We start from the raw sequence: 24,532 nt of genomic DNA, 5'->3' as shown, positions 1-24,532 counted from the left end.
TGAAATAAACAATACACAAAATAAGGGAAAAAGTCAAATGAAGGGAAGCGTGCACGAGCACGTAAATAAAACAAATAAGTGGACTGATATAGGAAAAAGAAACAGAAAAAGAAGCGTAAAAGCAAAAAACAGGAAAGAAACTTATGCATTTTCAACAAAAAAAGTTGCGATATGAAAAATATCATGTCAAAGTATTGAAAAGTGTTCTCAAAAACGATAAGATAAGAACTAGAAACGTGCACGTGCACGAAATGAGCGGTGCATTACAAAAAGGGAGGATTGCTATGCTGTATATCGGAATAGATCTTGGAACATCAGCGGTGAAATTGCTTCTGATGGATGGAGCAGGCCAGATCAAAAAGATCGTTTCTAAAGAGTATCCTATTTATTTTCCACATCCCGGCTGGTCGGAACAGAAACCGGAAGACTGGTTTACCGGTACTATGGACGGTCTAAAGGAACTGCTTGACGGCTGTGCCAAAGACCAGGTGGCAGGCATCAGCTTTGGCGGGCAGATGCACGGCCTTGTGATCCTGGACCAGAACGACCAGGTGATCCGCCCGGCGCTTTTGTGGAATGATGGACGGACCTGGGAGGAATGTGATTATCTGAATAACGTCATTGGCAAAGAAAAACTTTCGGAATATACGGCCAATATTGCTTTTACGGGATTTACCGCACCGAAGATTTTATGGATTAAAAATAAGGAACCGGAACATTTTGCGCGGATCGCGAAGATCATGCTCCCGAAGGATTACATCGCTTACCGTCTGACCGGGGTGCATTGCACCGATGTGTCGGATGCGTCCGGCATGCTGTTGTTTGATGTGAAGAACCGATGCTGGTCGAAAGAAATGTGCGAGATCTGCGGAGTCCGTGGGGAACAGCTGGCAAAGGTCTATGAGTCTTACGAGTGCGTGGGAACCGTACTCCCGGAAATCGCGGATGAGCTTGGGATCTCTCATACAGTACGGGTAGCAGCAGGTGCCGGAGACAATGCAGCAGCCGCAGTTGGAACCGGTACCGTGGGAGATGGCATGTGCAATATTTCCCTTGGAACCAGTGGGACCATTTTTATTGCCTCCGAAAAATTTGGCGTGGACAGGCATAACGCACTGCATGCGTTTGCCCATGCGGATGGACATTATCACCTGATGGGCTGCATGCTCAGTGCGGCTTCCTGCAATAAGTGGTGGATGGATGGAATCCTGCAAACTTCGGATTATGCAAAAGAGCAGGAGATGATTGGAAAGCTGGGAGATAATCATGTGTATTTTCTTCCATATCTTATGGGTGAGCGTTCTCCGCACAACGATCCGAATGCCCGCGGCATGTTCATCGGCCTGACCATGGACACCAGCCGTGCCGATATGACCCAGGCAGTGCTGGAGGGTGTGGCTTTTGCACTGCGTGATTCCCTGGAAGTAGCAAAATCCCTTGGAATTCAGATCGGGCGCACGAAGATATGCGGCGGCGGTGCGAAAAGTCCGCTGTGGAGAAAGATCATTGCAAATGTCCTGAACCTGAAGGTGGACATGATCGAGAGTGAAGAGGGACCGGCTCTGGGCGGTGCTATGCTGGCTGCAGTGGCCTGCGGGGAATATGAGAGCGTGGAGGAAGCAGCCCATAAGATCGTGAAGATTACCGGAACAGTAGAGCCGGAACCGGAACTGGTGGCAAAATATGAAGCACGTTACCAGGTGTTCCGTCAGATCTACCCGGCCTGTAAACCGTTATTTGCGCTGATGAAATAGGGAGGAATATGTCATGGAAATAAAGAAAGTGACAGATCCGGAATTCCGGAAATATGGAAAAATAGTGGAGAAGATTGATTTTTCCGGACTGATCCGGGCACTGGAGGAAAAAACGCCGCTTCCGGAAGCTGTTGTGTATGAACCTTCCGTAGAAGCTTTGGAGGCGGAACCGGTATTTCAGTTATTAGAGGGGAAGGCATATGGAGAGATGCCGGTACAGATTGGCTATTGCAATGGGCATAACCACAAACTGAATGCATTGGAGTACCACCGTTCTTCAGAAATCAATGTGGCAGCTACGGATGCGATTCTTCTGGTTGGGCATCAGCAGGATATCACACCGGAATTTACTTATGACACGTCTCTGGTGGAAGCATTTTTACTGCCTAAGGGAACGGCAGTAGAAGTGTATGCCACAACCTTGCATTATGCGCCGTGCAGCGTGGGAAACCAGGGCTTCCGGGTTGGGATCATACTTCCGCGCGGAACGAATTATCCGTTGAAAGATGTACATGCAGGCTGGGAAGACCAGCTGCTTGCGGCAACCAATAAATGGCTGATCGGACATCCGGAAGGTGGTTTGCCGGAGGGAAGCCATCTGGGACTGGTTGGAGAGAATATCACAGTATAGGATTCATTCAATTTTATTTTAGGAGGATAAAAGCATGAATAACATTCCAGAAGTAAAAGTAGGCATTGTTGCGGTGAGCCGTGACTGTTTCCCGGAGTCTTTGTCTGTGAACCGCAGAAAAGCACTGGTGGATGCGTACAGCAAAAAGTACGATGCAAAAGACATCTACGAGTGTCCGGTATGTATCGTAGAGAGTGAGATCCATATGGTGCAGGCACTTGAGAACATCAAGGCAGCCGGCTGTAATGCGCTGGTTGTATATCTTGGAAACTTCGGACCGGAGATTTCCGAGACTCTGCTGGCAAAACATTTTGACGGGCCGAAAATGTTTGTTGCCGCAGCAGAGGAGAGCAAGGATAACCTGGTTCAGGGACGCGGAGATGCTTACTGCGGCATGCTGAATGCAAGCTACAATCTGGCATTGCGCAATATCAAGGCTTATATTCCGGAGTATCCGGTCGGAACCGCAGACGAGTGCGCAGATATGATCCATGAATTTCTGCCGATCGCAAGAGCGGTGATTGGACTGTCTGATTTAAAGATCATCAGCTTTGGTCCGAGACCGTTAAATTTCCTGGCATGCAATGCTCCGATCAAGCAGCTTTATAATCTGGGCGTGGAGATCGAGGAGAACTCGGAACTGGATCTGTTTGAAGCCTTCAACAAGCATGAGGGAGACCCGAGAATCCCGGATGTTGTGGCAGATATGGAACAAGAACTGGGTGAGGGCAACAAGAAGCCGGAGATCCTGCCAAAGCTTGCACAGTATGAGCTGACCCTGCTTGACTGGATCGAGGCACACAAGGGCTACCGCAAATATGTGGCGATCGCCGGAAAATGCTGGCCAGCATTCCAGACTCAGTTTGGCTTTGTGCCTTGTTATGTCAACAGCCGTCTGACCGGACGCGGTATCCCGGTATCCTGTGAGGTGGATATCTACGGCTGTTTAAGTGAGTTCATTGGAACCTGCGTGAGCCAGGATGCCGTGACACTTCTGGACATCAACAATACCGTGCCGTACGATCTTTACGATAGCGAGATCAAGGATAAATTTGACTACAAGAGCCATGATGTATTTATGGGCTTCCACTGCGGCAATACCACCACGAAAAAGCTTTCCTTCTGTCAGATGAAGTATCAGCTCATTATGGCAAGAAGCCTTCCGGAAGAGGTAACCCAGGGAACCCTTGAAGGCGATATTGTTCCTGGTGATATTACGTTTTTCCGTCTGCAGAGCACCGCAGACAACAAACTGAGAGCCTATGTGGCAAACGGAGAGGTTCTTCCGGTGGCAACACATTCCTTTGGAAGCATTGGCGTATTCGCAATTCCGGAGATGAAACGTTTCTACCGTCATGTGCTGATTGAGGGTAATTTCCCGCATCACGGTGCCGTGGCATTCGGCCATTACGGAAAAGCACTGTATGAAGTATTTAAATACATTGGCGTTGATGTGAAGGAAATTGGTTACAACCAGCCGGCGGGTGTACGCTATCCGACAGAAAATCCTTTTGCATAAAATGAACGGATTTCTATAACGAAAAACAGGGTGAAGTCTCAGAAAGAGGGGCTTCACCCTGTTTTTGTCTGCGGTGCATATGGAGAAGATGCCAGTGTGTATCCGATGATTCTTAGGACATCAGGATGATTAATATTCGATATAAGGGTGCGCCAGCCAGTAGTCGGCGGCCATGCGGATAAATGTTTCCATGGCGGCATTGATATAATGGTTTTTTGCATAGGCAGTAGACAGCTCCCAGTAGGATTCCGGCCCGAGTGTGAAATAGGCTACATCATCATCTTCTATGGCATAATAGCGTGGAATAATAGAACAGCACTGTCCATTGGCGGCGAGGCGCTGCATGGTCCGCATACTGATGGATTCAAACAGCAGCTTCGGTTTGAATCCGGCTTTCACGAAAAGCCGGTCGATAACAGCGCGCAGGGTTGAGGTCCTGCGTACCAGGGTAAACAGGTCATCCTTAAATTCCGTCAGGGAAATCTCTGGATAGTTTTCCGGAGCGCGTTTGTCCTGGTAGGCCAGCGGGTGGGTCCTTGGAACGCACAGATAGAAGGGCTCGTACAGGATATGCCGGTAGACGATATGCTTATATGGTAACATCCTCTTTTTATTATTTTCCGGGGCTGCCGGTGTTTCAGAGCCGGGACCTGGTTCACTGGGAGCAGATCGGAAACGCGATCTCGAGACCGGATCAGTTGGACTTCAGAAACTGCGACAGCTCGGAAGGGTTGTGGGCAGCTACGATCCGGTATCATGAAGGTACGTTTTATATCATTAATACACTGGATGTGCAGGGACGGACTTACCGTTATAACTATATTGTGACGGCGAAAGATCCGGCAGGTCCATGGTCCGATGCGGTGATTATTGAGGGAGCCGATGGAATCGATCCGTCTCTGTTCTTTGACCAGGATGGGAAAATGTGGTACTGCAGCAATTTAATTCCGGAAGATCTGAAGTTTCCATATCATAAGGTCATTTACGCCTGCGAACTGGATCCGGAAACCTTTCAGATTTGTGGGGAAAAGCACATTATCTTCGATTCCAATGTGGATCATACATTGTTTACAGAGGCTCCTCATATTTATGAGATTCACGGGATGTACTATTTGATGACGGCCAGCGGAGGAACCCAGACTAACCACTGCGTGAACATTTACCGCAGCGAAACGCTTCTGGGACCTTACGAACCATGTCCAAGAAACCCGATCGTGACAAACCGCAATGTCCGGCTGAATAATGACCTCGGCATTGCGGTGGTTGGACACGGAGACTTGATCGAAACCCAGAAGGGTGAGTGGTATATGGTTCTTCTTGGTATCCGTCCATATCAGAAATACATAGAGGATTATGACCGGTACCTGCCAAGAAAATGGATCCGCGAACCAGACCGCAACAAGGACGCACAGTTTAATCTTGGCCGGGAGGTCTGCATGATCCCTATGGCCTGGGATTACGATAACTGGCCGATCGTGGACAACCACAACGGCATGGTAAATCCCATGGAGCGTAAGCCGGATCTGGACGAATGGCGGCCGCCGCTTAAGAGCCGGGTAGATAACTTTGAAGATCCGGTTCTGGACATGATCTGGTGCATGCGCCGTCCGGTGAAGACTCCGTTCTACACCTTAACGGAGCGGCCAGGTTACCTGCGGCTTTATGGAAATGACGCAAGGCTGAGGACACCCGCACCCAGGCCCTCCTGGTACACTGCTGGCAGAAGGTCAGAATGGAATCCACGGAACCATCGAAGTAGCTGAGATGATGGGAAGCGCGGTACACTTGCATGCATCGGTCTGCGGAAAAGACACAATCATTATTGTAGATACCATGAACCTGGATAAGGGTCAGAACCTTTCCATTGGTGCAAATGTTCAGTTCACGTTTGACGGAACTGTAGCGCATGTATTCTCCAAAGATGGATTAAATCTGGAAATGAAATAGAAAATCGTAATGCCTTCGGGGCGCAGCTTGAAAAAAGCTGCGCCCTGTTGTGCTTTTTGGGTAGCTGTTTCAATTCAAATAATTCCGCATGCTTTTCAGCGCGTTCTTCTCCAGCCTTGACACCTGTGCCTGGCTGATATGGATTTCTTCTGCCACCTCGGTCTGGGTCTTTCCCTCGAAAAAACGAAGGTCTATGATGTGCCGTTCCCGCTTCGGCAGCCGGTCCATGGCTTCCCGCAGAGAGATTTCTTCGACCCAGCTTTCCTCGGAACTCTTTTTATCTTTGATCTGGTCCATGACATAGAGCGGGTCACCGCCATCGGTAAAGATCGGCTCATATAGGCTGACCGGACTCTGGATGGCATCCAGCGCATAGGTGATCTCTTCTTTGCTGATTCCGATTTCCTGGGCAATCTCCATGAGGGTTGGTTCGCGGGAGTTTTTGCGGGTCAGTCCTTCCCTTGCATAGATGGCTTTGTAGGCGGTATCCCGGAGCGAACGGCTGACCCGGATCGAATTGTTGTCACGCAGATACCGGCGCACTTCCCCTAAGATCATGGGAACTGCGTACGTAGAAAACCGGACATTCTGGGTGATATCAAAATTGTCAATGGCCTTGATCAGGCCAATGCAGCCGATCTGAAACAGGTCATCGACATTTTCATTGCTGCTGGAAAAACGCTGGATCACGCTTAGGACCAGCCGTAAATTTCCTTTGATGTACTGTTCTCTGGCGTCCTCATCGCCATCCAAAATGCGCTGAAATAATGCATCTTTTTCCTCGTTCGTAAGCAGGGGCAGCTTCGCCGTATTGACTCCGCAGATTTCCACTTTGTAGCCTGCCATGTTCCTTACCTCCGCAGATGATGTTTATGGGCTGTAACGATTCAGCATGAGATTTTGTTATGAACCGTTACATTTGTTTTCTATAAAGATGATTTACGGAAATGAGGGGATTTATACGTTGATGGCGCTTCCAGAAACTGGATTTTACATTGCAATTAGGAGAAAGGTTGTTTATGATAAAGTCAGAATACCTGCAGTGCATAAGGTGAAACAATCCGGTATCATAACGGAAATGAGACAAGTGTGCAGCGGGCAGAACTGGATAAAGGAGCAAAGAACAATGGGACATTTTTATTTTGTAAGACACGGCCAGACCATCTGGAATGTAGAAGGAAAAATCTGCGGGGCAACCGATATTGCCCTGACGGACCTGGGACACAAACAGGCGATAGAAACAGGAAAAAAGATTCTGGAGGAGCAGATTCATGCGGACGAAATTCTGTATTCCCCGCTGATGCGTGCAGCGGATACGGCAAAGCATATTTCTGAGATGACCGGAATTCCGGCCCGGGTGGAGCCGCGCCTAAAAGAGCAGAATTTTGGCAAATGGGAATCGACACCGAGAACAGGAGCCGAGTTTCGGCAGGCGAAGCAGTCATTTGCGTGCAGCTATGAGGGCGGCGAGTCCATGCTGCGTCTGGCCCAGCGGATTTACAATCTGCTGGATGAGATCAAGGCGCAGTCGGATGAGAAAACCTATATTCTGGTGGCGCATAATGGAATTGCCCGGGTAGTACAGTCCTATTTTACGGATATGACAAACGAGGAGTTCGCGGCGTATGGTGTGAAAAACTGTGAGGTTGTGCGGTACGACTTCTGAGAATTCTCGTAAAGCAGCAGAATGAGCGTATGCAATGGCTGGAAAAATATAAAACAAACACTTGACGTAAAGCTGGGTTTAGGAGTTATGATATCTTTAGAATGGTAAAAAAGGAGGATTTATCTATGAGCGACCAGAAACCAGTTGCAGCAACCAATGGCGACCAGTATGTACCATATGACCAGAGAACCGGCGAGGAGTCCGTCGTTTATTTTACCAGAGACCTTTCCGAGGAAGGGTTAAAGAAGGTTTATAACCGCATCAAGGAGCATATTTCCGGAAAGACCGGCGTGAAGCTTCACACCGGTGAGAAGAACGGTCCGAATATCATCCCGCGTCCGTGGGTAAAGGAGCTTCTGGCTTACGAGCTTCCGGATGCAAACATTGTGGAGACCAACACTTACTACGAGGGAGACCGCTATACCACCGAGCAGCATCGGGAGACCTTAAAGGTAAATGGCTGGACTTTCTGCCCGGTCGACATTATGGATGAGGACGGAACTGCCATGCTTCCGGTTAAAGATGGCAAATGGTTTACCGAGATGAGCGTTGGCAAGAATCTGTTAAACTATGATTCCCTGCTTGTCCTGACTCATTTTAAGGGTCATGTGATGGGCGGCTTCGGCGGTTCAAACAAGAACATTGGTATTGGCTGTGCAGACGGAAGAGTCGGCAAGGCGATGATCCACACGGTAGAAGGTTCTGATAATATGTGGAGCATTGCTACGGAGGAGCTGATGGAGCGGATCACCGAGTCTACAAAGTCTGTTGTTGACCATTTTGGTGACCACATTGCATTTGTAAATGTGATGCGCAACATGTCTGTTTCCTGTGACTGCGAAGGCGTTGCAGCAAAGCCGGTTGTTACCCCGGATGTGGGCATTGTGGCATCTGCAGATATTCTGGCAGCAGATCAGGCCTGCGTGGATATGGTCTTTGCCATGAAAGAGGACGAGCACAAGGCTCTGACAAAGCGCATGCTCACCCGCCACAGCATGCGCCAGCTTTCCTATATGAAGGAAATGGGCATGGGCAATAACCGCTATCGTCTGATCGACCTCGATAACGATGATGAGGTGATCGATGCAGCAAAGGCTGTTGAGGGTGTAGTACCGTTTGGCCAGGTAAGAAAAATCAAATACAGCAAATAAGAGATTGATCTTTTCATAAAATGGAGAGAGGTCCGGGAAAGCGCGAAAAAGGAATGCTTTTCCCGGACCTTTTTGTTGATAAGGAAGCTTTTATGAAGTAAAATAAAACAGTCTGTAGAATTTGACCGATATATTTAGGAGAAACGATTATGAATACAAAATTATCATTCGCAAGTGACTACATGGAAGGTGCGCATCCTTCTATTTTAGAAACATTACAGGAAACCAATTTTCTGGCATCTCCGGGCTATGGAACGGATTCCTTCACGGAGTCTGCAAAGCAGAAGATCCGCGAGGCCTGCAAGGCGCCGGATGCAGAGGTGTATTTTCTGGTTGGAGGAACCCAGACCAATGCTACGGTGATCGATGGACTTTTGCAGTCTTACCAGGGTGTGATTGCTGCAGATACCGGTCATGTCAGCATGCACGAGGCGGGTGCAATCGAGCATAGCGGGCACAAGGTGCTGACGCTGCCTCATGAGCTTGGGAAGCTTTCGGCAGAGGAAATCCGTGCATACCTGAAAACATTTTGGAGCGATGAAAACCACGAGCATATGGTCATGCCTGGTATGGTTTACATTTCCCAGCCGACGGAGTACGGCACGCTTTACTCCAAAAAGGAATTAGAGGATATCAGCAGCGTCTGCCGTGAATACCAGATCCCGTTTTATGTGGACGGCGCCCGTCTGGCGTACGCGCTTGCGTCTCCCGCAAACGATGTTTCCCTGCAGGACCTGGCCGGGTTATGTGATGTTTTCTATATTGGCGGCACCAAGTGCGGAGCATTGTTTGGCGAGGCGGTTGTGATTCCGAAAGCCGGACAGATCCCGCATTTCTTCACAATCATCAAGCAGCATGGTGCGCTTTTGGCAAAGGGAAGAATCCTGGGAATCCAGTTTGATGTTTTGTTTACGGAGCACCTTTATGAGCAGATTGGAAAAACAGCGGTTGCATTGGCAGCAAAGATTCAGGATACGATAAAAGCAGCCGGAATTCCGCTGTATCTGGAATCTCCGACCAATCAGGTCTTCTGTATTATGGAAAACTCCCGCTTGGAAGCATTAGGAAATGAGGTGGAGTACAGCTTCTGGGAAAAGGCTGATGAAACCCATACAGTCATCCGCTTTGCGACAAGCTGGGCAACACAGGAGGAAAACGTGGAGAAGCTGTGTGAATTGCTGAGAAGAGAATAGCGGAAAGGGTTACGATTTGCAGGCAGGAATTTCCTGAATCAGCAGATGCGTTACTAGTGCCTTCCCGATATGCAGCGCAATTAAAAATGTGTTTTTTGTGTTAATTTTTCTCCCTCCCCTTGTTATTTGGAAAATGCGTGTTATAATACAAATAGAACAAAACTATAACGACAACAATAACATTTTTCTTCAGGCAGTAGCCGCTTCAGAAGGTAAGGTGAGAAATATGGCAGCAAAGAAAGATTTTTATGAAGTTCTCGGTGTTTCCAAAACAGCGAGTGACGCAGAAATAAAGAAAGCATACCGTAAGCTGGCAAAGAAGTATCATCCAGACAGCAATCCGAATGATACCGTGGCAGCAGAACGGTTTAAAGAAATCAATGAAGCATATGACGTTTTAAGTGATCCGGAGAAAAAGAAACTCTACGACCAGTTTGGCGCGGCAGCGTTTGAAGCCGGGTTTGATCCGAAGGCAGCAGCCGGAGGATATGGCGGCTTTGGTGGATTCGGTGGTGGAGCCGGTGGTTTTGGCGGCGGCTTCCACGGATTTTCCGGCGGTACAGGTGGTTTTCACGGTTTTTCGGGTGATCCAAACGGCGGCTATCAGGAGTTCCATTTTGAGGGCAATCCGGAAGATATGGACGATATTTTTGGTGGCATGTTCGGAGGTATGTTCGGTGGACACGGAAGCAGGCAGAAAGGCACTGGCTCGAACAATCAATCTGGAGGAAGCGGACGAAGCAGCTTCCATGGTGGTTTTGACAGCAGTGGCTTCCAGAGCCGTGGTCAGGATGTAACTTCCGACTTGACGGTTACGTTTGATGAGGCAGCATTTGGCTGCGATAAGATCATCACACTGACCGGCTCGGATGGACGCAAGCAGACCTTAAAACTTCATATTCCAGCTGGTATGGAGGATGGCAAGAGCATCCGTCTGCAGGGCAAAGGCGGTGCCGGAATCGGCGGCGCACAGGCCGGAGATCTTTTGATCTGCATTCATGTCAGTGAAAAACCTGGATTTACCAGAAAAGGAGCAGATGTGTATACGACAGCCAACATTCCGTTTACGACAGCAGTTCTTGGTGGGGAAGCAATCATCCAGACGCTAAATGGACGGGTATCCTGCCACATCAAACCGGGAATCCAGTCTGGTTCCAAGATCCGTCTGAAGGGCAAAGGCGTAGCCAATATGCGTGACCCGAAGACCTTTGGCGACTTATATGTCACCGTTCAGATTGAAGTGCCGACGAATCTGTCGGCAGAAGCACTTGCGAAACTGAAAGAATTTGAGAAGGCCAGCAGTGGAAAGAAGGGCGGATTTCACGCCGCGTAAATGAGAAGGGACTTGTGTGTGAAATGACTGATCTATAGAGTGGATTATTTCACAGTGCAGTCCCTTTTTGGGGGATAAAGAACCTGCTCATATCAGTATGTTCCAATTCCAACAGCTTTACTTTATTACCAATCCCGCCTGCATATCCGGTCAGACTTCCATTCGTGCCCACCACCCGGTGGCAAGGCACGATAATGGAAACCGGATTATGCCCGACAGCGCCGCCGACAGCCTGGGCTGACATTTTTGCGAGTCCATGCCGGTCGGCCAGTTTCCTGGCAAGAGCTCCGTAGGTAACGGTCTGTCCATAGGGAATTTCCAGCAGCAGCTTCCAGACCTCCATGCGGAAATCGGAGCCGGTCAGATGAAGCTTTGGTGTGAAATCGGGTTCCTTTCCCTGAAAATAGAGATCCAGCCAACGGCGGGTATCAGTAAGAATTTCAGAAGCTTCTTTCTGACCGGCAGCAGCACTGCCGGTCGGAGTCTTCTCAATTTTTTTATATTCTTTGTTCTCTAAAGTATCTGCAAAATATTTCCCATTTTCCAGCCACAGTCCGGTAAGACCTGCCGAATCAGCTGCAAGCAGGAGCGTCCCGAGGGGCGAAAAATAGGTGGATGTGTATATCATAAAAAATCCCCCATGTAGTGCTACTGCTTCTGCCTCGTAAAATGCAAGATCACATGTATCAGCCGTTTTTCATCAATCGGCTTTGCCAGATGCGCATTCATTCCAGCTTCCTTGGAACGGCGGATATCTTCGGAGAATGCGTTGGCGGTCATGGCGATGATGGGGACGGAAGCAGCCTGCGGGTGCCCGGAAGAACGGATTGCCTGTGTGGCTTCCAGTCCGTTCATTTCCGGCATCATGACATCCATAAGGATGATGTCGTAATAGCCGACAGGGGCTTCCAGAAATTTTTTGACAGCAGCTTTTCCATTGTGTGCAGTGTCGACGCTGGCACCGGCATGCGCCAGCAAATATTGTGCAATCTCCAGATTTAAGTCGTTATCTTCGACCAGAAGAATGCGCAGACCGTTTAAGGTTAAGGTTTCCTCGCGTTGTTCGGATGCAGCAGGTGGATTCGGATCCAGTTCCATTGGAATTTCCAAGGTAAAGCCGAGGATGCCGTTCATCGGGGTGCAATAGAAGCCCCCTGTGAAATCCACGCTTATGCTGCTATGCCCTGATGCTGTTTGTTTCCTGCATATGTGCAGGATAAACTATGCCTTGTTTTTTTCGTAAAGGATCATGAGCCCCTTTAGCAGAAGGGCATCGTCGTAAATGATCTTGTGGCGGCAGAGCGGAACCACAAAGCGGGAAAGTCCGCCGGTCGCAATGATTGTGGCTGGTTCGCCGATTTCTTCTTCCATATGGTCAATAATTCCGTCGATCATGCCGGCATTGCCGTACATGATGCCGCTGCGCATACAGTCAATGGTGTTTTTCCCGATGACACGCTTTGGAATGTCAAGGCTGATGGATGGCAGCTGTGCCGTTTTGCTGCTTAAGGAGTCTAAGGAGACCCGGAGACCCGGATAGATGATTCCGCCGATGTAATTTCCGCTTTTATCAACCACGGACATGGTTGTTGCGGTTCCCATATCGATGATGATGATCGGCCCCGGGTATTCGCGGATCGCTGCAACGGCGTCTACGATCATGTCGCTTCCCACAGTCTTCGGGTTATCCATGATGATATTCATGCCGGTTTTGATACCAGCGCCGACCAGCATGGGATGATAACCTAAAATCTTCTTTACGGCAGAAGAAATCGGTGCGTTGAGCGGCGGAACGACAGACGACATAATGGCCCCTTCAATGTCGGATGGATTGATCTGGTGGATTTCCAGAATGTTCTTGATGTTGATGGCATACTCAGTGCCGGTTTTTGCGTGGTCTGTGGTGACGCGCTCTACAAAATAGGTTTTCTGGGAATCGATACAGCCGATAACAATGTTGGTATTTCCCATATCCAGTGCTAAAATCATGGATGAAGCTCCTTTTTTCTTTATTGTCTGCAGCAATGAAACGTTTGTTTGCAGCCGAATTTTTTTGGGTCTGCACAGCAAAGGTACAGACGTATAGATTATCTACAATCCTACCATATTTTACAGGGAAAGACAATCGGAATACACGCGTCTTGTCGTTTCTGCCCCTTTTATTGGCGGTTGAAATATGATATACTTACAAGACTGTTTGTATGAAAAATGAGGAGGCTTTGACTCTTATGTTAAAAGGAAAAACTGTGGTGCTGGGTGTCAGCGGCGGGATCGCTGCTTACAAGATCGCAAGCTTGGCAAGCATGCTGGTGAAGCAGCATGCGAATGTGCGCGTGATCATGACACAGAATGCTACCAATTTTATTACCCCGACGACGTTTGAAACCTTGACCGGGCAGAAATGCCTGGTGGATACCTTTGACCGGAATTTTGAGTTCCAGGTGGAGCATGTATCGCTGGCGAAGCAGGCAGATATTTTTATGATCGCGCCTGCTACGGCAAATGTGATCGCCAAGGTGGCCCATGGCCTGGCCGATGACATGCTGACGACCACGTTTCTGGCATGCAAAAAGCCGAAATATATCGTGCCGGCCATGAATACCCAGATGTACGAAAACCAGATCACGCAGGACAATCTGGAAATCTGCAGAAAATATGGCATGCATGTCATTGACCCGGCGAGCGGTTACCTGGCCTGCGGCGACACCGGAGCCGGAAAGATGCCGGAGCCGGAGACTTTATTTGAATACATTCTGCAGGAGCTTGCCTGTGAGAAGGACCTCGCCGGAAAGACGGTTCTGGTGACAGCCGGACCGACCAGGGAGGCGATCGATCCGGTACGTTATATCACCAACCATTCTACCGGAAAAATGGGCTATGCCATCGCGCGGGCAGCCGCAAGGAGAGGCGCCGAGGTGACGCTGGTGAGCGGACCGGTGGATCTAAAAGCACCGCTCGGCGTGAAGCTGGTGCCGGTAGTCAGCGCAAAGGATATGTTCGATGCCGTGACCTCGGTCAGTGAGCAGCAGGATGCCATCATCAAGGCGGCAGCGGTAGCCGATTACCGACCGGCGGTTGTGGGTGCGGAGAAGACCAAAAAGAGTGATGGCAACATGAACATTGAGCTGGAGCGCACGGATGACATTCTGGCATGGCTGGGTGCGCACCGGAGAGCGGGGCAGGTGCTTTGTGGTTTCTCTATGGAGACCCAGAATATGCTGGAGAATTCCCAGGCGAAGCTTGCAAAGAAAAAGGTGGACATGATCGTGGCCAACAGTCTGCGGACTGCCGGGGCCGGATTCGGCACCGATACCAACATCGTGACCGTTATCACGAAGGACGGCGCTGAGGAGCTGGAGTTGATGAGCAAGGATGCCGTGGCACACGAACTGTTAAATCGTATTTTTCCACATGCTTAGTCCTTGCAAAAGCGGTGTGTGTCTGGTAAACTGTAAGTTTGGAACGAAAAATAAAAGCGGATAGATTCAGAACGCTTTCACCTTATATACATTCGGAAATTTCGAATGTACAATATAGAACGGAGGACAAACTTTTGTCGAATATAACAGAAGAAATCAAGAAACGAAGAACCTTTGCGATCATTTCCCACCCGGATGCCGGTAAGACAACCCTGACGGAGAAATTCCTGCTTTACGGAGGTGCCATCAACCTGGCTGGTACCGTAAAGGGAAGAAAGGCCGCAAAGCATGCCGTATCCGACTGGATGGAGATCGAGAAGGAGAGAGGTATTTCCGTAACCTCATCTGTTATGCAGTTTGAATACGATAACTATTGCATCAACATTCTGGATACCCCGGGACACCAGGACTTCTCTGAGGATACCTACCGTACCCTGATGGCGGCCGACAGTGCAGTCATGGTCATCGACGGTTCCAAGGGTGTTGAGGCACAGACCATTAAGCTGTTCAAGGTCTGTGTCATGAGAGGCATCCCGATCTTTACTTTTATCAACAAGATGGACCGCGAGGCACGCGACCCGTTTGAGCTGATGGATGAGATTGAGAACGTGCTTGGCATCCGCACCTGCCCGATCAACTGGCCGATCGGCTGTGGAAAGAACTTCAAGGGTGTGTATGACCGCCACGAGAAGACCATTACCACCTTCACGGCTGCCATGGGCGGACAGAAGGAGATCGATTCCCAGACCTTCCCGGTAGAGGGAACCGATGTCGAGGCGGTGATCGGAGCCGATTACCACCAGCAGCTGTTAGATGAGATCGAGCTTTTGGATGGCGCTGCCGATGAGTTTGACCAGGAACGTGTCAGCCGCGGTAATTTATCCCCGGTATTTTTCGGTTCCGCACTGACCAACTTCGGTGTCGAGACTTTCCTGCAGCATTTCCTGAAGATGACAACCTCCCCGCTGCCGAGAAAGGCGATCACAAGAGAAATCAGTCCGTTTAACGACGATTTCTCCGCGTTTGTCTTCAAGATCCAGGCAAACATGAATAAGGCACACCGCGACCGTATCGCGTTTATGCGTATCGTATCCGGCAAGTTCGAGGCCGGCATGGAAGTAAACCATGTGCAGGGCGGCAAGAAGATCCGCCTGTCCCAGCCGCAGCAGATGATGGCGCAGGACAGAAAGATCGTCGAGGAAGCATATGCAGGCGATATCATCGGTGTGTTCGATCCGGGTATTTTCTCGATTGGTGATACCTTATGTCTCTCCAACGAGAAGTTTGAGTTCGAGGGCATCCCGACCTTCGCACCGGAGCATTTCGCACGCGTGCGCCAGATCGACACCATGAAGCGCAAACAGTTCTTAAAGGGTGTCAGCCAGATCGCCCAGGAGGGCGCGATCCAGATCTTCCAGGAGTTCAACACCGGTATGGAAGAGATCATCGTCGGCGTAGTCGGTGAGCTGCAGTTTGAGGTTCTGACTTACCGTCTGGAGAATGAGTACAATGTAGAGGTGAAGCTGGAGAAGCTGCCGTACGAGTATATCCGCTGGATCGAGAACAAGGACGAGATCGATGTGGCCAAGATCCAGGGTACCTCCGACATGAAGCGCATCAAGGACTTAAAGGACAACCCGCTTCTGATCTTTGTCAACAGCTGGAGTATCGGCATGGTAGAGGACCGTAACCCGGGATTAAAGCTGAGTGAGTTCGGGCGTAACTAGAAGTCATAAAAAATATATGGAGGAAATAAATCATGAGCAAGATTGACGTAGTAAGAGCTGCAATGGTAGAGGCAATGAAGGCAAAAGACAAGGCTAGAAAAGACTCCCTGTCCATGCTGCTTTCCGCACTGAAGAACGCGCAGATCGACAAGCGCGAGGAGCTGACTGAGGATGAAGAGAACGCAGTAGTAAAGAAGGAAATCCGCCAGACCCAGGAAACCTACGACATGGCTCCGGCAGACCGTACCGACATCCGCGAGGAGGCTGCTGCAAGACTTGCCGTTTACAAAGAGTTCGCTCCGGAAGATATGAACGTAGAGCAGATCACGGAGGTGATCAAAGGAGTTCTTGCAGAGCTTGGCATTGAGCAGCCGACCGGGGCAGACAAGGGCAAGATCATGAAGGTTCTGATGCCGAAGGTAAAAGGCAAAGCAGATGGTAAGCTGGTAAACCAGACTCTTGCCGGCATGATGAAATAAATCATTTCTGGACGCATTTGTGTGAATAACAGCGAAATGCTGTAAAATGACAAAAATAATAGACTTTGGGGGTTAATCTTATGTACAAAGAGAAAATCAGCGCCTGGGTGGACGCTCACAAAGATGAGATGATCGAGGATATCTGTGAACTCTGCCGCATCAACAGTGAAAAGATGCCGGAGGAAGAAGATATGGACATGCCGTTTGGCCCGGGTGCCGCAGAGTGTCTGGATACGGCTCTGGATATGGCAGAGGGTTACGGTTTTGAAACCTGCTCTTATGACGGATATGTGGGCTGCGTGGATATGAATGAACTTCCGCACCAGCTGGATATCCTGGCACATCTGGATGTTGTTCCGGCAGGAGAGGGCTGGACTGTGACAGAACCGTTCAAACCGGTTGTAAAAGACGGAAAGCTTTACGGCCGCGGTACTGCAGATGATAAAGGTCCGGCTGTGGCAGCACTGTATGCCATGCGTGCAGTCAAAGAGCTTGGCATCCCGCTTAAGAAAAATGTCCGCCTGATCCTTGGTACGGATGAAGAGTGCGGCAGCAGCGATATCAAGTATTATTACAGCCAGGAAAAGGAAGCACCAATGACTTTTTCCCCGGATGCAGCTTATCCGCTGGTAAATACAGAAAAAGGACGTTTCCCTGGCCACTTCACTGCAAAATTCGCCTGCTCGGATGCACTCCCGAAGCTGGTTTCCATTCAGGCGGGAACCAAGGTCAACGTGGTTCCAGGAAAGGCAAAGGCTGTCGTGGAAGGCTTTACGGCAGATGTGTTAGAAACAGCTGCGGCTGAGACAGAGACAGAAACCGGGATCCGCTTCGATTTTGCGGTTGAGGGAGCAGTCACTACGGTAACAGCAACCGGAATTGGTGCGCACGCATCGACTCCGGAGGTGGGAAACAACGCGCTGACCGGACTTTTAGTATTCCTTGGAAAGCTGGCATTTGCACCGTGTGAGCAGATCGATATGGTGCGCAAGGCAGCAGCCCTGATCCCGCACGGCGATGTAAACGGACAGACGCTTGGCGTATCCATGGAGGATGAGCTTTCCGGAAAGCTGACCTTATCTTTTAATATGCTGACGGTCGATGCCGGAAGCCTGGACGGGGAATTTGATGGCCGTGTGCCGGTATGCGGAAATAATGACAACGTGCTTGAGGTTGTGAGAAGCCGCATGGCAGAGCAGGGTCTGACCCTGTTAAATAAAGAGATGACTCCGCCACATCATGTGCCGGGCGATTCCAAATTTGTAAAGACACTTCTTGCAGCTTTTGAAATGTACACAGGCCGCAAGGGCGAGTGCCAGTCCATGGGCGGCGGCACATATGTGCATAATCTGAAAAATGGCGTGGCATTCGGTGCAGCGATGCCGGAAACCGACAACAAGATGCACGGTCCGGACGAGTTCGCGGTTGTGGATGAGCTGGTGGTAAGTGCCAAGATCTTTGCACAGGCCATCGTGGACCTTTGCAAATAATGGGATGTTGTTTGGCAACGCAGGAACAGTAAGGATTTTCTGGGCGGAAAATCCCGTATGATATCGTTTATGCAACAAAATAGCAGAGGGTGAGTAAGGATGAAAAATCATGTTTACTCACCCTTTTTGTATTTAAATAAAAATACTTATAAACCTATTGACATAGTAGGTAAAGGTAGTTATAATACAAAACATCGAATCACCTACGGAAATGCAGGGTGATTAAAAAATCAAACAGACGTAAGACCAGTGAAAGACGAATAGGAAAGGCAGGTACATACCATGAGCAAAAATTACAAGTTTGAGACCCTTCAGCTTCACGTAGGACAGGAGAATGCAGATCCGGCAACCGATTCCAGAGCAGTACCGATCTACGCAACCACTTCTTATGTATTTAAAGATTCCGCACAGGCAGCAGGACGTTTCGCTTTAAGTGAGCCGGGCAATATCTACACTCGTCTGATGAACCCGACCTCCGATGTATTCGAGAAGAGAGTTGCAGCCTTAGAGGGTGGTATCGGAGCACTGGCTACCGCATCTGGTTCCGCAGCGATCGCTTATGCGATCCAGAACATCGCAAAGGCAGGAGACCACATTGTATCCTCCACCAACCTGTACGGCGGAACCACCAACCTGTTTGAGAACACACTGCCGGAGCAGGGAATCACCGCTACCCTGGTTGATCCGTCCGATCCGGAAAACTTCGAGAAAGCAATCCAGCCAAACACCAAGCTGCTGTATTCCGAGACACTTGGCAACCCGAACTCCGATGTGGTAGATCTGGAAGCAATCGCAGCCATTGCACACCGTCATGGTATTCCGCTTATCGTGGACAGCACCTTTGCAACCCCGTATCTGTTACGTCCGATCGAGCATGGTGCTGATATCGTAGTACATTCCGCTACCAAGTTCATGGGCGGCCATGGTATCGTAATGGGCGGTGTTGTCGTAGACGGTGGTAAGTTCGACTGGGCCCAGAACGATAAGTTCCCGGGATTAAGCAAACCGAACCCGTCTTACCATGGTATCGTATTTACCGAAGCATGCGGAAATGCTGCTTACATCACCAAGCTCCGCACCACGCTGATGAGAGACTTAGGTGCTACCATTTCCCCGTTCAACTCCTTCCTGTTACTGCAGGGCCTGGAGACTCTGTCCTTAAGAGTAGAGCGTCACGTAGAGAATGCCTTAAAGGTTGTTGATTTCTTAAAGAATCATCCGCAGGTAGAAAAAGTAAACCATCCGTCCCTGGCAACCGGCCGCCAGAAAGAGCTGTATGACCACTACTTCCCGAATGGTGCAGGTTCTATCTTTACCTTTGAGATCAAGGGCGATGTAAACACCGCAAAGAAGTTTACCGAGAGCCTGGAGTTATTCTCCCTGCTGGCAAATGTGGCAGATGTAAAATCCCTGGTTATCCATCCGGCATCCACCACACATTCCCAGTTAGACGAGGAAGGCCTGCTGGCATGCGGCATTAAGCCAACCACCATCCGTCTTTCTATCGGTACCGAGCATATTGATGACATCATTGATGACTTAAAGCATGGCTTTGAGGCAGTAAAGTAAAGAATACAAAACAAAATATAAGATCGTTACAAAGAAAAGGATAAGGTATCCTGCAGTTTTCCCCCCCCAACATAGACTGCAGGATGCAAAATCCACAACTGTTTGTGCAGCGCGTGGGCAGTGACCATAGACACAATGCAGCACAAGGAGGAGATCATCATGGCAAATATCTATACTTCAGCAGATCAGCTGATTGGAAAAACTCCGCTTCTGGAGCTTACCCATATCGAAAAGAAATTAGGTTTAAAGGCGAAAATCCTGGCAAAGCTTGAGTATTTTAACCCGGCAGGCTCCGTAAAGGACCGTATTGCAAAAGCGATGATCGATGCGGCAGAAAAGAGCGGCCAGTTAAAGCCAGGCTCCGTGATCATTGAGCCGACCTCCGGAAACACCGGAATCGGTCTTGCATCTGTGGCAGCAGCACGCGGATACCGCATCATCATTGTAATGCCGGAGACCATGTCTGTGGAACGCCGCCAGTTAATGAAAGCTTATGGCGCAGAGCTGGTACTGACTGAGGGAGCAAAGGGCATGAAGGGCGCGATTGCCAAGGCCGATGAGATCGCCAAAGAGATCCCGGGTGCGTTTGTAACCGGACAGTTCGTAAACCCGGCAAACCCGCAGGCTCATTTCGAGACCACAGGACCGGAGATCTGGGCAGACACCGACGGAGCAGTAGACTATTTCGTAGCAGGTGTCGGCACTGGCGGAACCATTACCGGAACCGGCCGTTACTTAAAGTCCCAGAACCCGGATGTGAAGGTTGTTGCAGTAGAACCGGTTTCTTCTGCAGTGCTTTCTACCGGTGTGGCAGGACCGCATAAGATCCAGGGAATCGGCGCTGGCTTTGTTCCAGATGTGCTGGATACAAAAATTTATGACGAGATCATTCCGGTCAGCAACGATGACGCGTTTGCGGCCGGCAAGGAAATTGGTAAAAATGAAGGCGTGCTGGTAGGAATTTCCTCCGGTGCTGCTGTATGGGCAGCCATTGAACTGGCAAAACGCCCGGAAAATGAGGGTAAGACGATCGTTGTGCTTTTCCCGGATACCGGAGACCGCTATCTGTCCACCCCATTATTTGCAGACTAAGACAGAAGGTTTTGCAGCCTGTGATTTGTGATACGCAAAACAGCCTGCGCGACAGTGAAAGAGAAAATAGAGAAGGATGGTTTGGGGATTATGATGATTTCAACAAGAGGAAGATATGCACTGCGCGTGATGGTGGACTTGGCAGAACATACCACCGGGGCTTTTACTCCGTTAAAGGAGGTGGCTGAGCGCCAGGAAATTTCCCAGAAATACCTGGAATCGATCATGTCCAATCTGTCCAAATCAGGCTTTGTAGAAGGTGCACAGGGAAAAGGCGGCGGATACCGCCTGACCCGCGCCCCGGAAGATTATAAAGTGGGCGAGATCCTGCGCCTGACAGAGGGCCCGCTTGTGCCGGTTGCCTGTCTGGAGCCGGGGTCTAAACCCTGTTCCATGTCATCACACTGCAGGACCCTTCCCATGTGGAACCGTCTCAACCATGTGATCAATGATTTCTTTGACAGCTATACCATCGCCGACCTGATGCAGACCGAAGATGGTGGGGACTACATTATTTAAAGATAATCTTGACAAACCTACTAACCTGGCGTACAATACGCCACATAAGGTAGAAAATACAAACTACGGAAACGAGGAACCAGTTATGACTCAGTTTAAGACCATGCAGATGAATATGGCTATGATGTGCGGCATGATGATGAACATGTGCCGTATGTTCGTGTGCGATCAAATTCATCCATAATCTGCAGGGTCAGGAAAGAGCATAGAAGAAGCTGAAAGAATCATAGAAGAGACGCATTCTAATTGCCGCAAGCCTTTGCAGGTTTTGCGGCTTTTGTTATATCATGGAATGTGTGAAGCTGCTATTGTATCTGGCAGAATTTCTGGACAGCAATGTTCCTTTATTTTCGCATACAGGAAAGGAAAATATCATGGCATTCGAGGAAACCATCATCGAGTTAAAGCACATGGGTAAGGAATTTAAGACGGCGAATGGTCCGGTTAAAGCCTTAGATGACATTAACCTGGAAATCCGCCGGGGTGAGATCTTTGGTATTATCGGACTTTCCGGAGCCGGAAAGAGCACGCTGGTGCGCTGCATCAACATGCTGGAGATCCCTACCTCCGGGGAAGTACTTTTTGAGGGAGAAAATCTGGCGGCTTTGAGCGAAGCAGGCCAGCGCAAGGCGCGGCAGTCCATGGGCATGATCTTCCAGCAGTTCAATCTGCTGGCGCAGCGAAACATTCTGAAAAATGTGTGCTTCCCTATGGAAATCGCAGGAGTTCCAAAACAGCAGGCGAAGGAACGCGCCATGGAGCTTTTAAAGCTGGTTGGCCTGGAGGATCGGGCAAAGGCATATCCGGCTCAGCTTTCCGGCGGACAACGGCAGAGGGTAGCCATTGCCCGTGCCATTGCCACTAACCCGAAGGTGCTTCTCTGCGACGAAGCTACCAGCGCACTGGACCCGAACACCACCAAATCGATTCTCGAACTCATCAAGCAGATCAACCGGGACCTTGGCATTACGGTGATCGTGATCACTCACGAGATGGCAGTTATTGAGGCAATCTGTGACCGGGTTGCTATCATCGACCACAGCCAGATCGCGGAATCCGGGCGGGTATCGGAAATCTTCTCCGAGCCGAAATCGAAGATTGGCCGCCAGCTGATCCTGGGCGATGCAGTGGAAAATGTGAAATTTGACAACTCCAGAAAGATCCGCATTACCTTCGACGGGCGCTCCTCTATGGAACCGGTTCTGGCCAACATGATCCTGGCAAGCAAGGTGCCGGTGAACATTCTGTACGCATCGACAAAAGACATCGGAGGCACGGCCTACGGGCAGATGATCATTCAGCTTCCGGAGGATGAGGCAGATGCAGCGCGTGCCCTGCATTACTTAAAAACCGTACAGGTACCGTTTGAGGAGGTGAATGGCGATGTTATTTAGTCAGCAGATCTTAGAACTGATCCGCAATGGAATCGGGGAAACCTTATGTATGGTGATCATTTCCACCGTGGTTTCCTATATCATCGGAATTCCGCTTGGCATCATCCTGGTGGTGACCGACAAAGAAGGAATCCGTCCGGTGCCGGTGCTGCAGAAGGTGCTTGGCCTGGTCATCAACCTGCTCCGCTCCGTTCCATTCCTCATTCTTCTGATCATGATGATCCCAGTGACCAGAAAGATCGTGGGAACGAGCCTTGGCTGGAAAGCAGTGGTGCCGCCGCTTGTGGCATCTGCGGCTCCCTACATTGCCCGCATGGTAGAATCATCCTTTAAGGAAATCGATGCCGGAGTGATCGAGGCAGCAAAATCCATGGGTGCCTCCACCTTCCAGATCATCTGGAAAGTGCTGCTCCCGGAATCAAAGCCGTCCCTTCTGATCGGCGCGGCAATCTCGACCACGACCATTCTTGGCTATTCCGCTATGGCAGGTGCAGTCGGCGGAGGCGGCCTGGGCGGTATCGCGATCAACTATGGTTATTACCGTTATGAGACCGACATCATGCTGGTGACTGTGGCAATCCTGGTCATCATCGTTCAGATCATCCAGGAGATCGGCATGAGACTGGCAAGAAAGAGTGACAAGAGAATCCGTTAAAACGGGATTTAGCAGCCGCAAACGGCTGTCGGCCAAAGGCCATATAAATCAAAATTATTTATCGAGGAGGATAAGTATTATGAAAAAGAACATTGGTGTAATCGCAGCAGCATTTTTAGCAGCAGCAGCCCTGACCGCATGCGGCGGCAGCAAACCGGCTGAGACCACTGCAGCAGAGACAAAGTCAGAGGCAGCAGAGACTACCGCAGCAGAGTCTGGCGCAGAGGCTGAGAGCAGCGAAGCAGAAGCAAAGACCGATGATTTAAAGGAACTGACCGTAGGCGCAAGCCCGGCTCCTCACGCAGAGATTCTGGAGGCTGCAAGGGAAGAGCTTGCAAAGAAGGGTTACGATCTTAAGATCGTTGAGTATACCGACTATGTACAGCCGAACATGGCACTGGATGCAGGCGATCTGGATGCAAACTACTTCCAGCATCTTCCGTATCTGGAGCAGTTCAATGAGGAGAGAGGGACCAAGTTAGTCAGTGCAGGCAAGATCCACTATGAGCCGTTCGGCATCTACGCAGGCAAGACCGCATCCTTAGACGAGCTGGCAGACGGCGCAAAGGTTGCTGTACCGAACGATGCAACCAACGAGGCACGTGCACTGCTTCTTCTGGAAGCACAGGGCCTGTTAAAGCTGAAAGATGGTGCAGGCTTAAAGGCAACTAAGACCGACATTGTGGAGAATCCGAAGAACCTGGATATCCTGGAGGTTGAGGCAGCACAGGTTCCGCGTTCTCTTCCGGATGTTGACATTGCAGTTATCAACGGTAACTACGCGATCGAGGCTGGCTTAAAGGTATCTGACGCATTGGCCGTTGAGGCTTCTGACTCTGAGGCAGCAACCACCTACGGCAATGTCGTAGCTGTTCAGGAGGGCAAGGAAGAGGATGAGAAGACCAAAGCACTCATGGAGGCTCTGACCAGCGATGCAGTGAAAGAGTACATCGAGCAGACCTACGAGGGCGCTGTTGTTCCGTTATTCTAATCA

The 24,532-nt window shown here is 49.8% G+C and carries 24 protein-coding genes; 19 read left to right on the top strand and 5 right to left on the bottom strand.

What is annotated here, in order from left to right; all coding sequences use genetic code 11:
* The first annotated feature begins 284 nt into the window (after positions 1-284).
* The 3 genes from xylB to DW922_RS10255 are packed head-to-tail and all read left to right on the top strand — an operon-like array spanning position 285 to position 3,904.
* Positions 285-1,754, top strand: coding sequence for a xylulokinase (gene xylB / locus DW922_RS10265; protein ID WP_118726475.1), 1,470 nt, complete (start codon positions 285-287; stop codon positions 1,752-1,754).
* A gap of 13 nt (positions 1,755-1,767) precedes the next feature.
* On the top strand, positions 1,768-2,385 hold the full coding sequence (locus DW922_RS10260) for a DUF4867 family protein (protein ID WP_118726474.1): 618 nt from the start codon (positions 1,768-1,770) through the stop codon (positions 2,383-2,385).
* Positions 2,386-2,419: 34 nt separating this feature from the next.
* Positions 2,420-3,904: an L-fucose/L-arabinose isomerase family protein gene (locus DW922_RS10255; protein WP_118726473.1), complete on the top strand. Its 1,485-nt coding sequence runs from the start codon at positions 2,420-2,422 to the stop codon at positions 3,902-3,904.
* A gap of 129 nt (positions 3,905-4,033) precedes the next feature.
* Here DW922_RS10255 and DW922_RS10250 read toward each other — a convergent pair whose 3' ends face one another.
* A complete protein-coding gene (locus DW922_RS10250; protein WP_118718146.1) occupies positions 4,034-4,507 on the bottom strand; it encodes a LysR family transcriptional regulator substrate-binding protein in 474 nt (157 codons plus the stop codon).
* On the opposite strand from DW922_RS10250, the gene DW922_RS10245 reads away from it, so the two are divergent.
* A complete protein-coding gene (locus DW922_RS10245; protein ID WP_118726472.1) occupies positions 4,498-5,667 on the top strand; it encodes a glycoside hydrolase family 43 protein in 1,170 nt (389 codons plus the stop codon). The genes DW922_RS10250 and DW922_RS10245 overlap by 10 nt on opposite strands.
* A gap of 1 nt (position 5,668) precedes the next feature.
* Positions 5,669-5,851 carry a hypothetical protein gene (locus DW922_RS10240; RefSeq protein WP_118726471.1) on the top strand — a complete coding sequence of 61 codons (183 nt, stop codon included), beginning with the start codon at positions 5,669-5,671 and terminating at the stop codon, positions 5,849-5,851.
* Between the two features lie 69 nt (positions 5,852-5,920).
* Here DW922_RS10240 and sigG read toward each other — a convergent pair whose 3' ends face one another.
* The gene (gene sigG / locus DW922_RS10235; RefSeq protein WP_118726470.1) at positions 5,921-6,697 is read right to left on the bottom strand and encodes an RNA polymerase sporulation sigma factor SigG; all 777 of its coding nucleotides are present in this window, start codon (positions 6,695-6,697) and stop codon (positions 5,921-5,923) included.
* A 280-nt stretch (positions 6,698-6,977) separates the two neighbouring features.
* On the opposite strand from sigG, the gene DW922_RS10230 reads away from it, so the two are divergent.
* From DW922_RS10230 to DW922_RS10215, 4 genes are all read left to right on the top strand, one after another.
* Positions 6,978-7,517, top strand: a complete 540-nt coding sequence (locus DW922_RS10230; RefSeq protein ID WP_118726469.1) for a histidine phosphatase family protein — start codon at positions 6,978-6,980, stop codon at positions 7,515-7,517.
* A 125-nt stretch (positions 7,518-7,642) separates the two neighbouring features.
* Positions 7,643-8,668, top strand: coding sequence for a DUF362 domain-containing protein (locus DW922_RS10225; protein ID WP_118718141.1), 1,026 nt, complete (start codon positions 7,643-7,645; stop codon positions 8,666-8,668).
* 149 nt (positions 8,669-8,817) lie between these two features.
* Positions 8,818-9,861 (top strand): aminotransferase class V-fold PLP-dependent enzyme, encoded by a 1,044-nt coding sequence (locus tag DW922_RS10220; RefSeq protein WP_195715043.1) that lies wholly within the window; start codon positions 8,818-8,820, stop codon positions 9,859-9,861.
* 226 nt (positions 9,862-10,087) lie between these two features.
* Positions 10,088-11,194 carry a J domain-containing protein gene (locus DW922_RS10215; RefSeq protein WP_118726467.1) on the top strand — a complete coding sequence of 369 codons (1,107 nt, stop codon included), beginning with the start codon at positions 10,088-10,090 and terminating at the stop codon, positions 11,192-11,194.
* 49 nt (positions 11,195-11,243) lie between these two features.
* Here the strand turns inward: DW922_RS10215 and DW922_RS10210 are convergent, their stop codons facing one another.
* From DW922_RS10210 to DW922_RS10200, 3 genes are read right to left on the bottom strand one after another with little or no spacing between them, the layout of a single operon-like run.
* On the bottom strand, positions 11,244-11,822 hold the full coding sequence (locus tag DW922_RS10210; protein WP_118726466.1) for a methylated-DNA--[protein]-cysteine S-methyltransferase: 579 nt from the start codon (positions 11,820-11,822) through the stop codon (positions 11,244-11,246).
* A gap of 20 nt (positions 11,823-11,842) precedes the next feature.
* Positions 11,843-12,361 (bottom strand): response regulator, encoded by a 519-nt coding sequence (locus DW922_RS10205; protein ID WP_243032171.1) that lies wholly within the window; start codon positions 12,359-12,361, stop codon positions 11,843-11,845.
* Positions 12,362-12,415: 54 nt separating this feature from the next.
* Entirely contained in the window at positions 12,416-13,183 is a 768-nt protein-coding gene (locus DW922_RS10200; RefSeq protein ID WP_118718138.1) for a type III pantothenate kinase, read from the bottom strand.
* Positions 13,184-13,422: 239 nt separating this feature from the next.
* Between DW922_RS10200 and coaBC the strand changes: the two genes are divergently transcribed.
* The 10 genes from coaBC to DW922_RS10145 all read left to right on the top strand — a co-directional run bounded on the left by coaBC (position 13,423) and on the right by DW922_RS10145 (position 24,529).
* Positions 13,423-14,613 (top strand): bifunctional phosphopantothenoylcysteine decarboxylase/phosphopantothenate--cysteine ligase CoaBC, encoded by a 1,191-nt coding sequence (coaBC, locus tag DW922_RS10195; protein WP_118726464.1) that lies wholly within the window; start codon positions 13,423-13,425, stop codon positions 14,611-14,613.
* Between the two features lie 134 nt (positions 14,614-14,747).
* Positions 14,748-16,340, top strand: coding sequence for a peptide chain release factor 3 (locus tag DW922_RS10190; RefSeq protein WP_118543620.1), 1,593 nt, complete (start codon positions 14,748-14,750; stop codon positions 16,338-16,340).
* A gap of 32 nt (positions 16,341-16,372) precedes the next feature.
* Positions 16,373-16,819 (top strand): GatB/YqeY domain-containing protein, encoded by a 447-nt coding sequence (locus DW922_RS10185; protein WP_118543619.1) that lies wholly within the window; start codon positions 16,373-16,375, stop codon positions 16,817-16,819.
* 80 nt (positions 16,820-16,899) lie between these two features.
* Positions 16,900-18,309 carry a dipeptidase PepV gene (gene pepV / locus DW922_RS10180; protein ID WP_118726463.1) on the top strand — a complete coding sequence of 470 codons (1,410 nt, stop codon included), beginning with the start codon at positions 16,900-16,902 and terminating at the stop codon, positions 18,307-18,309.
* 282 nt (positions 18,310-18,591) lie between these two features.
* Positions 18,592-19,878, top strand: coding sequence for an O-acetylhomoserine aminocarboxypropyltransferase/cysteine synthase family protein (locus DW922_RS10175; protein WP_118726462.1), 1,287 nt, complete (start codon positions 18,592-18,594; stop codon positions 19,876-19,878).
* A gap of 159 nt (positions 19,879-20,037) precedes the next feature.
* On the top strand, positions 20,038-20,970 hold the full coding sequence (gene cysK, locus DW922_RS10170; RefSeq protein ID WP_118726461.1) for a cysteine synthase A: 933 nt from the start codon (positions 20,038-20,040) through the stop codon (positions 20,968-20,970).
* Positions 20,971-21,060: 90 nt separating this feature from the next.
* The gene (locus DW922_RS10165; RefSeq protein ID WP_118718356.1) at positions 21,061-21,489 is read left to right on the top strand and encodes an RrF2 family transcriptional regulator; all 429 of its coding nucleotides are present in this window, start codon (positions 21,061-21,063) and stop codon (positions 21,487-21,489) included.
* 374 nt (positions 21,490-21,863) lie between these two features.
* A complete protein-coding gene (locus DW922_RS10155; protein ID WP_118718355.1) occupies positions 21,864-22,883 on the top strand; it encodes an ATP-binding cassette domain-containing protein in 1,020 nt (339 codons plus the stop codon).
* Positions 22,873-23,538 (top strand): methionine ABC transporter permease, encoded by a 666-nt coding sequence (locus DW922_RS10150; protein ID WP_182436745.1) that lies wholly within the window; start codon positions 22,873-22,875, stop codon positions 23,536-23,538. Before DW922_RS10155 ends, DW922_RS10150 begins: the two co-directional genes overlap by 11 nt.
* A 79-nt stretch (positions 23,539-23,617) precedes the next feature.
* Positions 23,618-24,529 (top strand): MetQ/NlpA family ABC transporter substrate-binding protein, encoded by a 912-nt coding sequence (locus tag DW922_RS10145; RefSeq protein ID WP_118726460.1) that lies wholly within the window; start codon positions 23,618-23,620, stop codon positions 24,527-24,529.
* Positions 24,530-24,532 lie beyond the last annotated feature (3 nt).

It is taken from the genome of Clostridium sp. AM42-4 (assembly GCF_003480105.1).
Classification (GTDB): Bacteria; Bacillota; Clostridia; order Lachnospirales; family Lachnospiraceae; genus Brotaphodocola.
The sequence above is the reverse complement of the archived record's forward strand: the minus strand, read 5'-3'. Positions and strand labels throughout refer to the sequence as shown.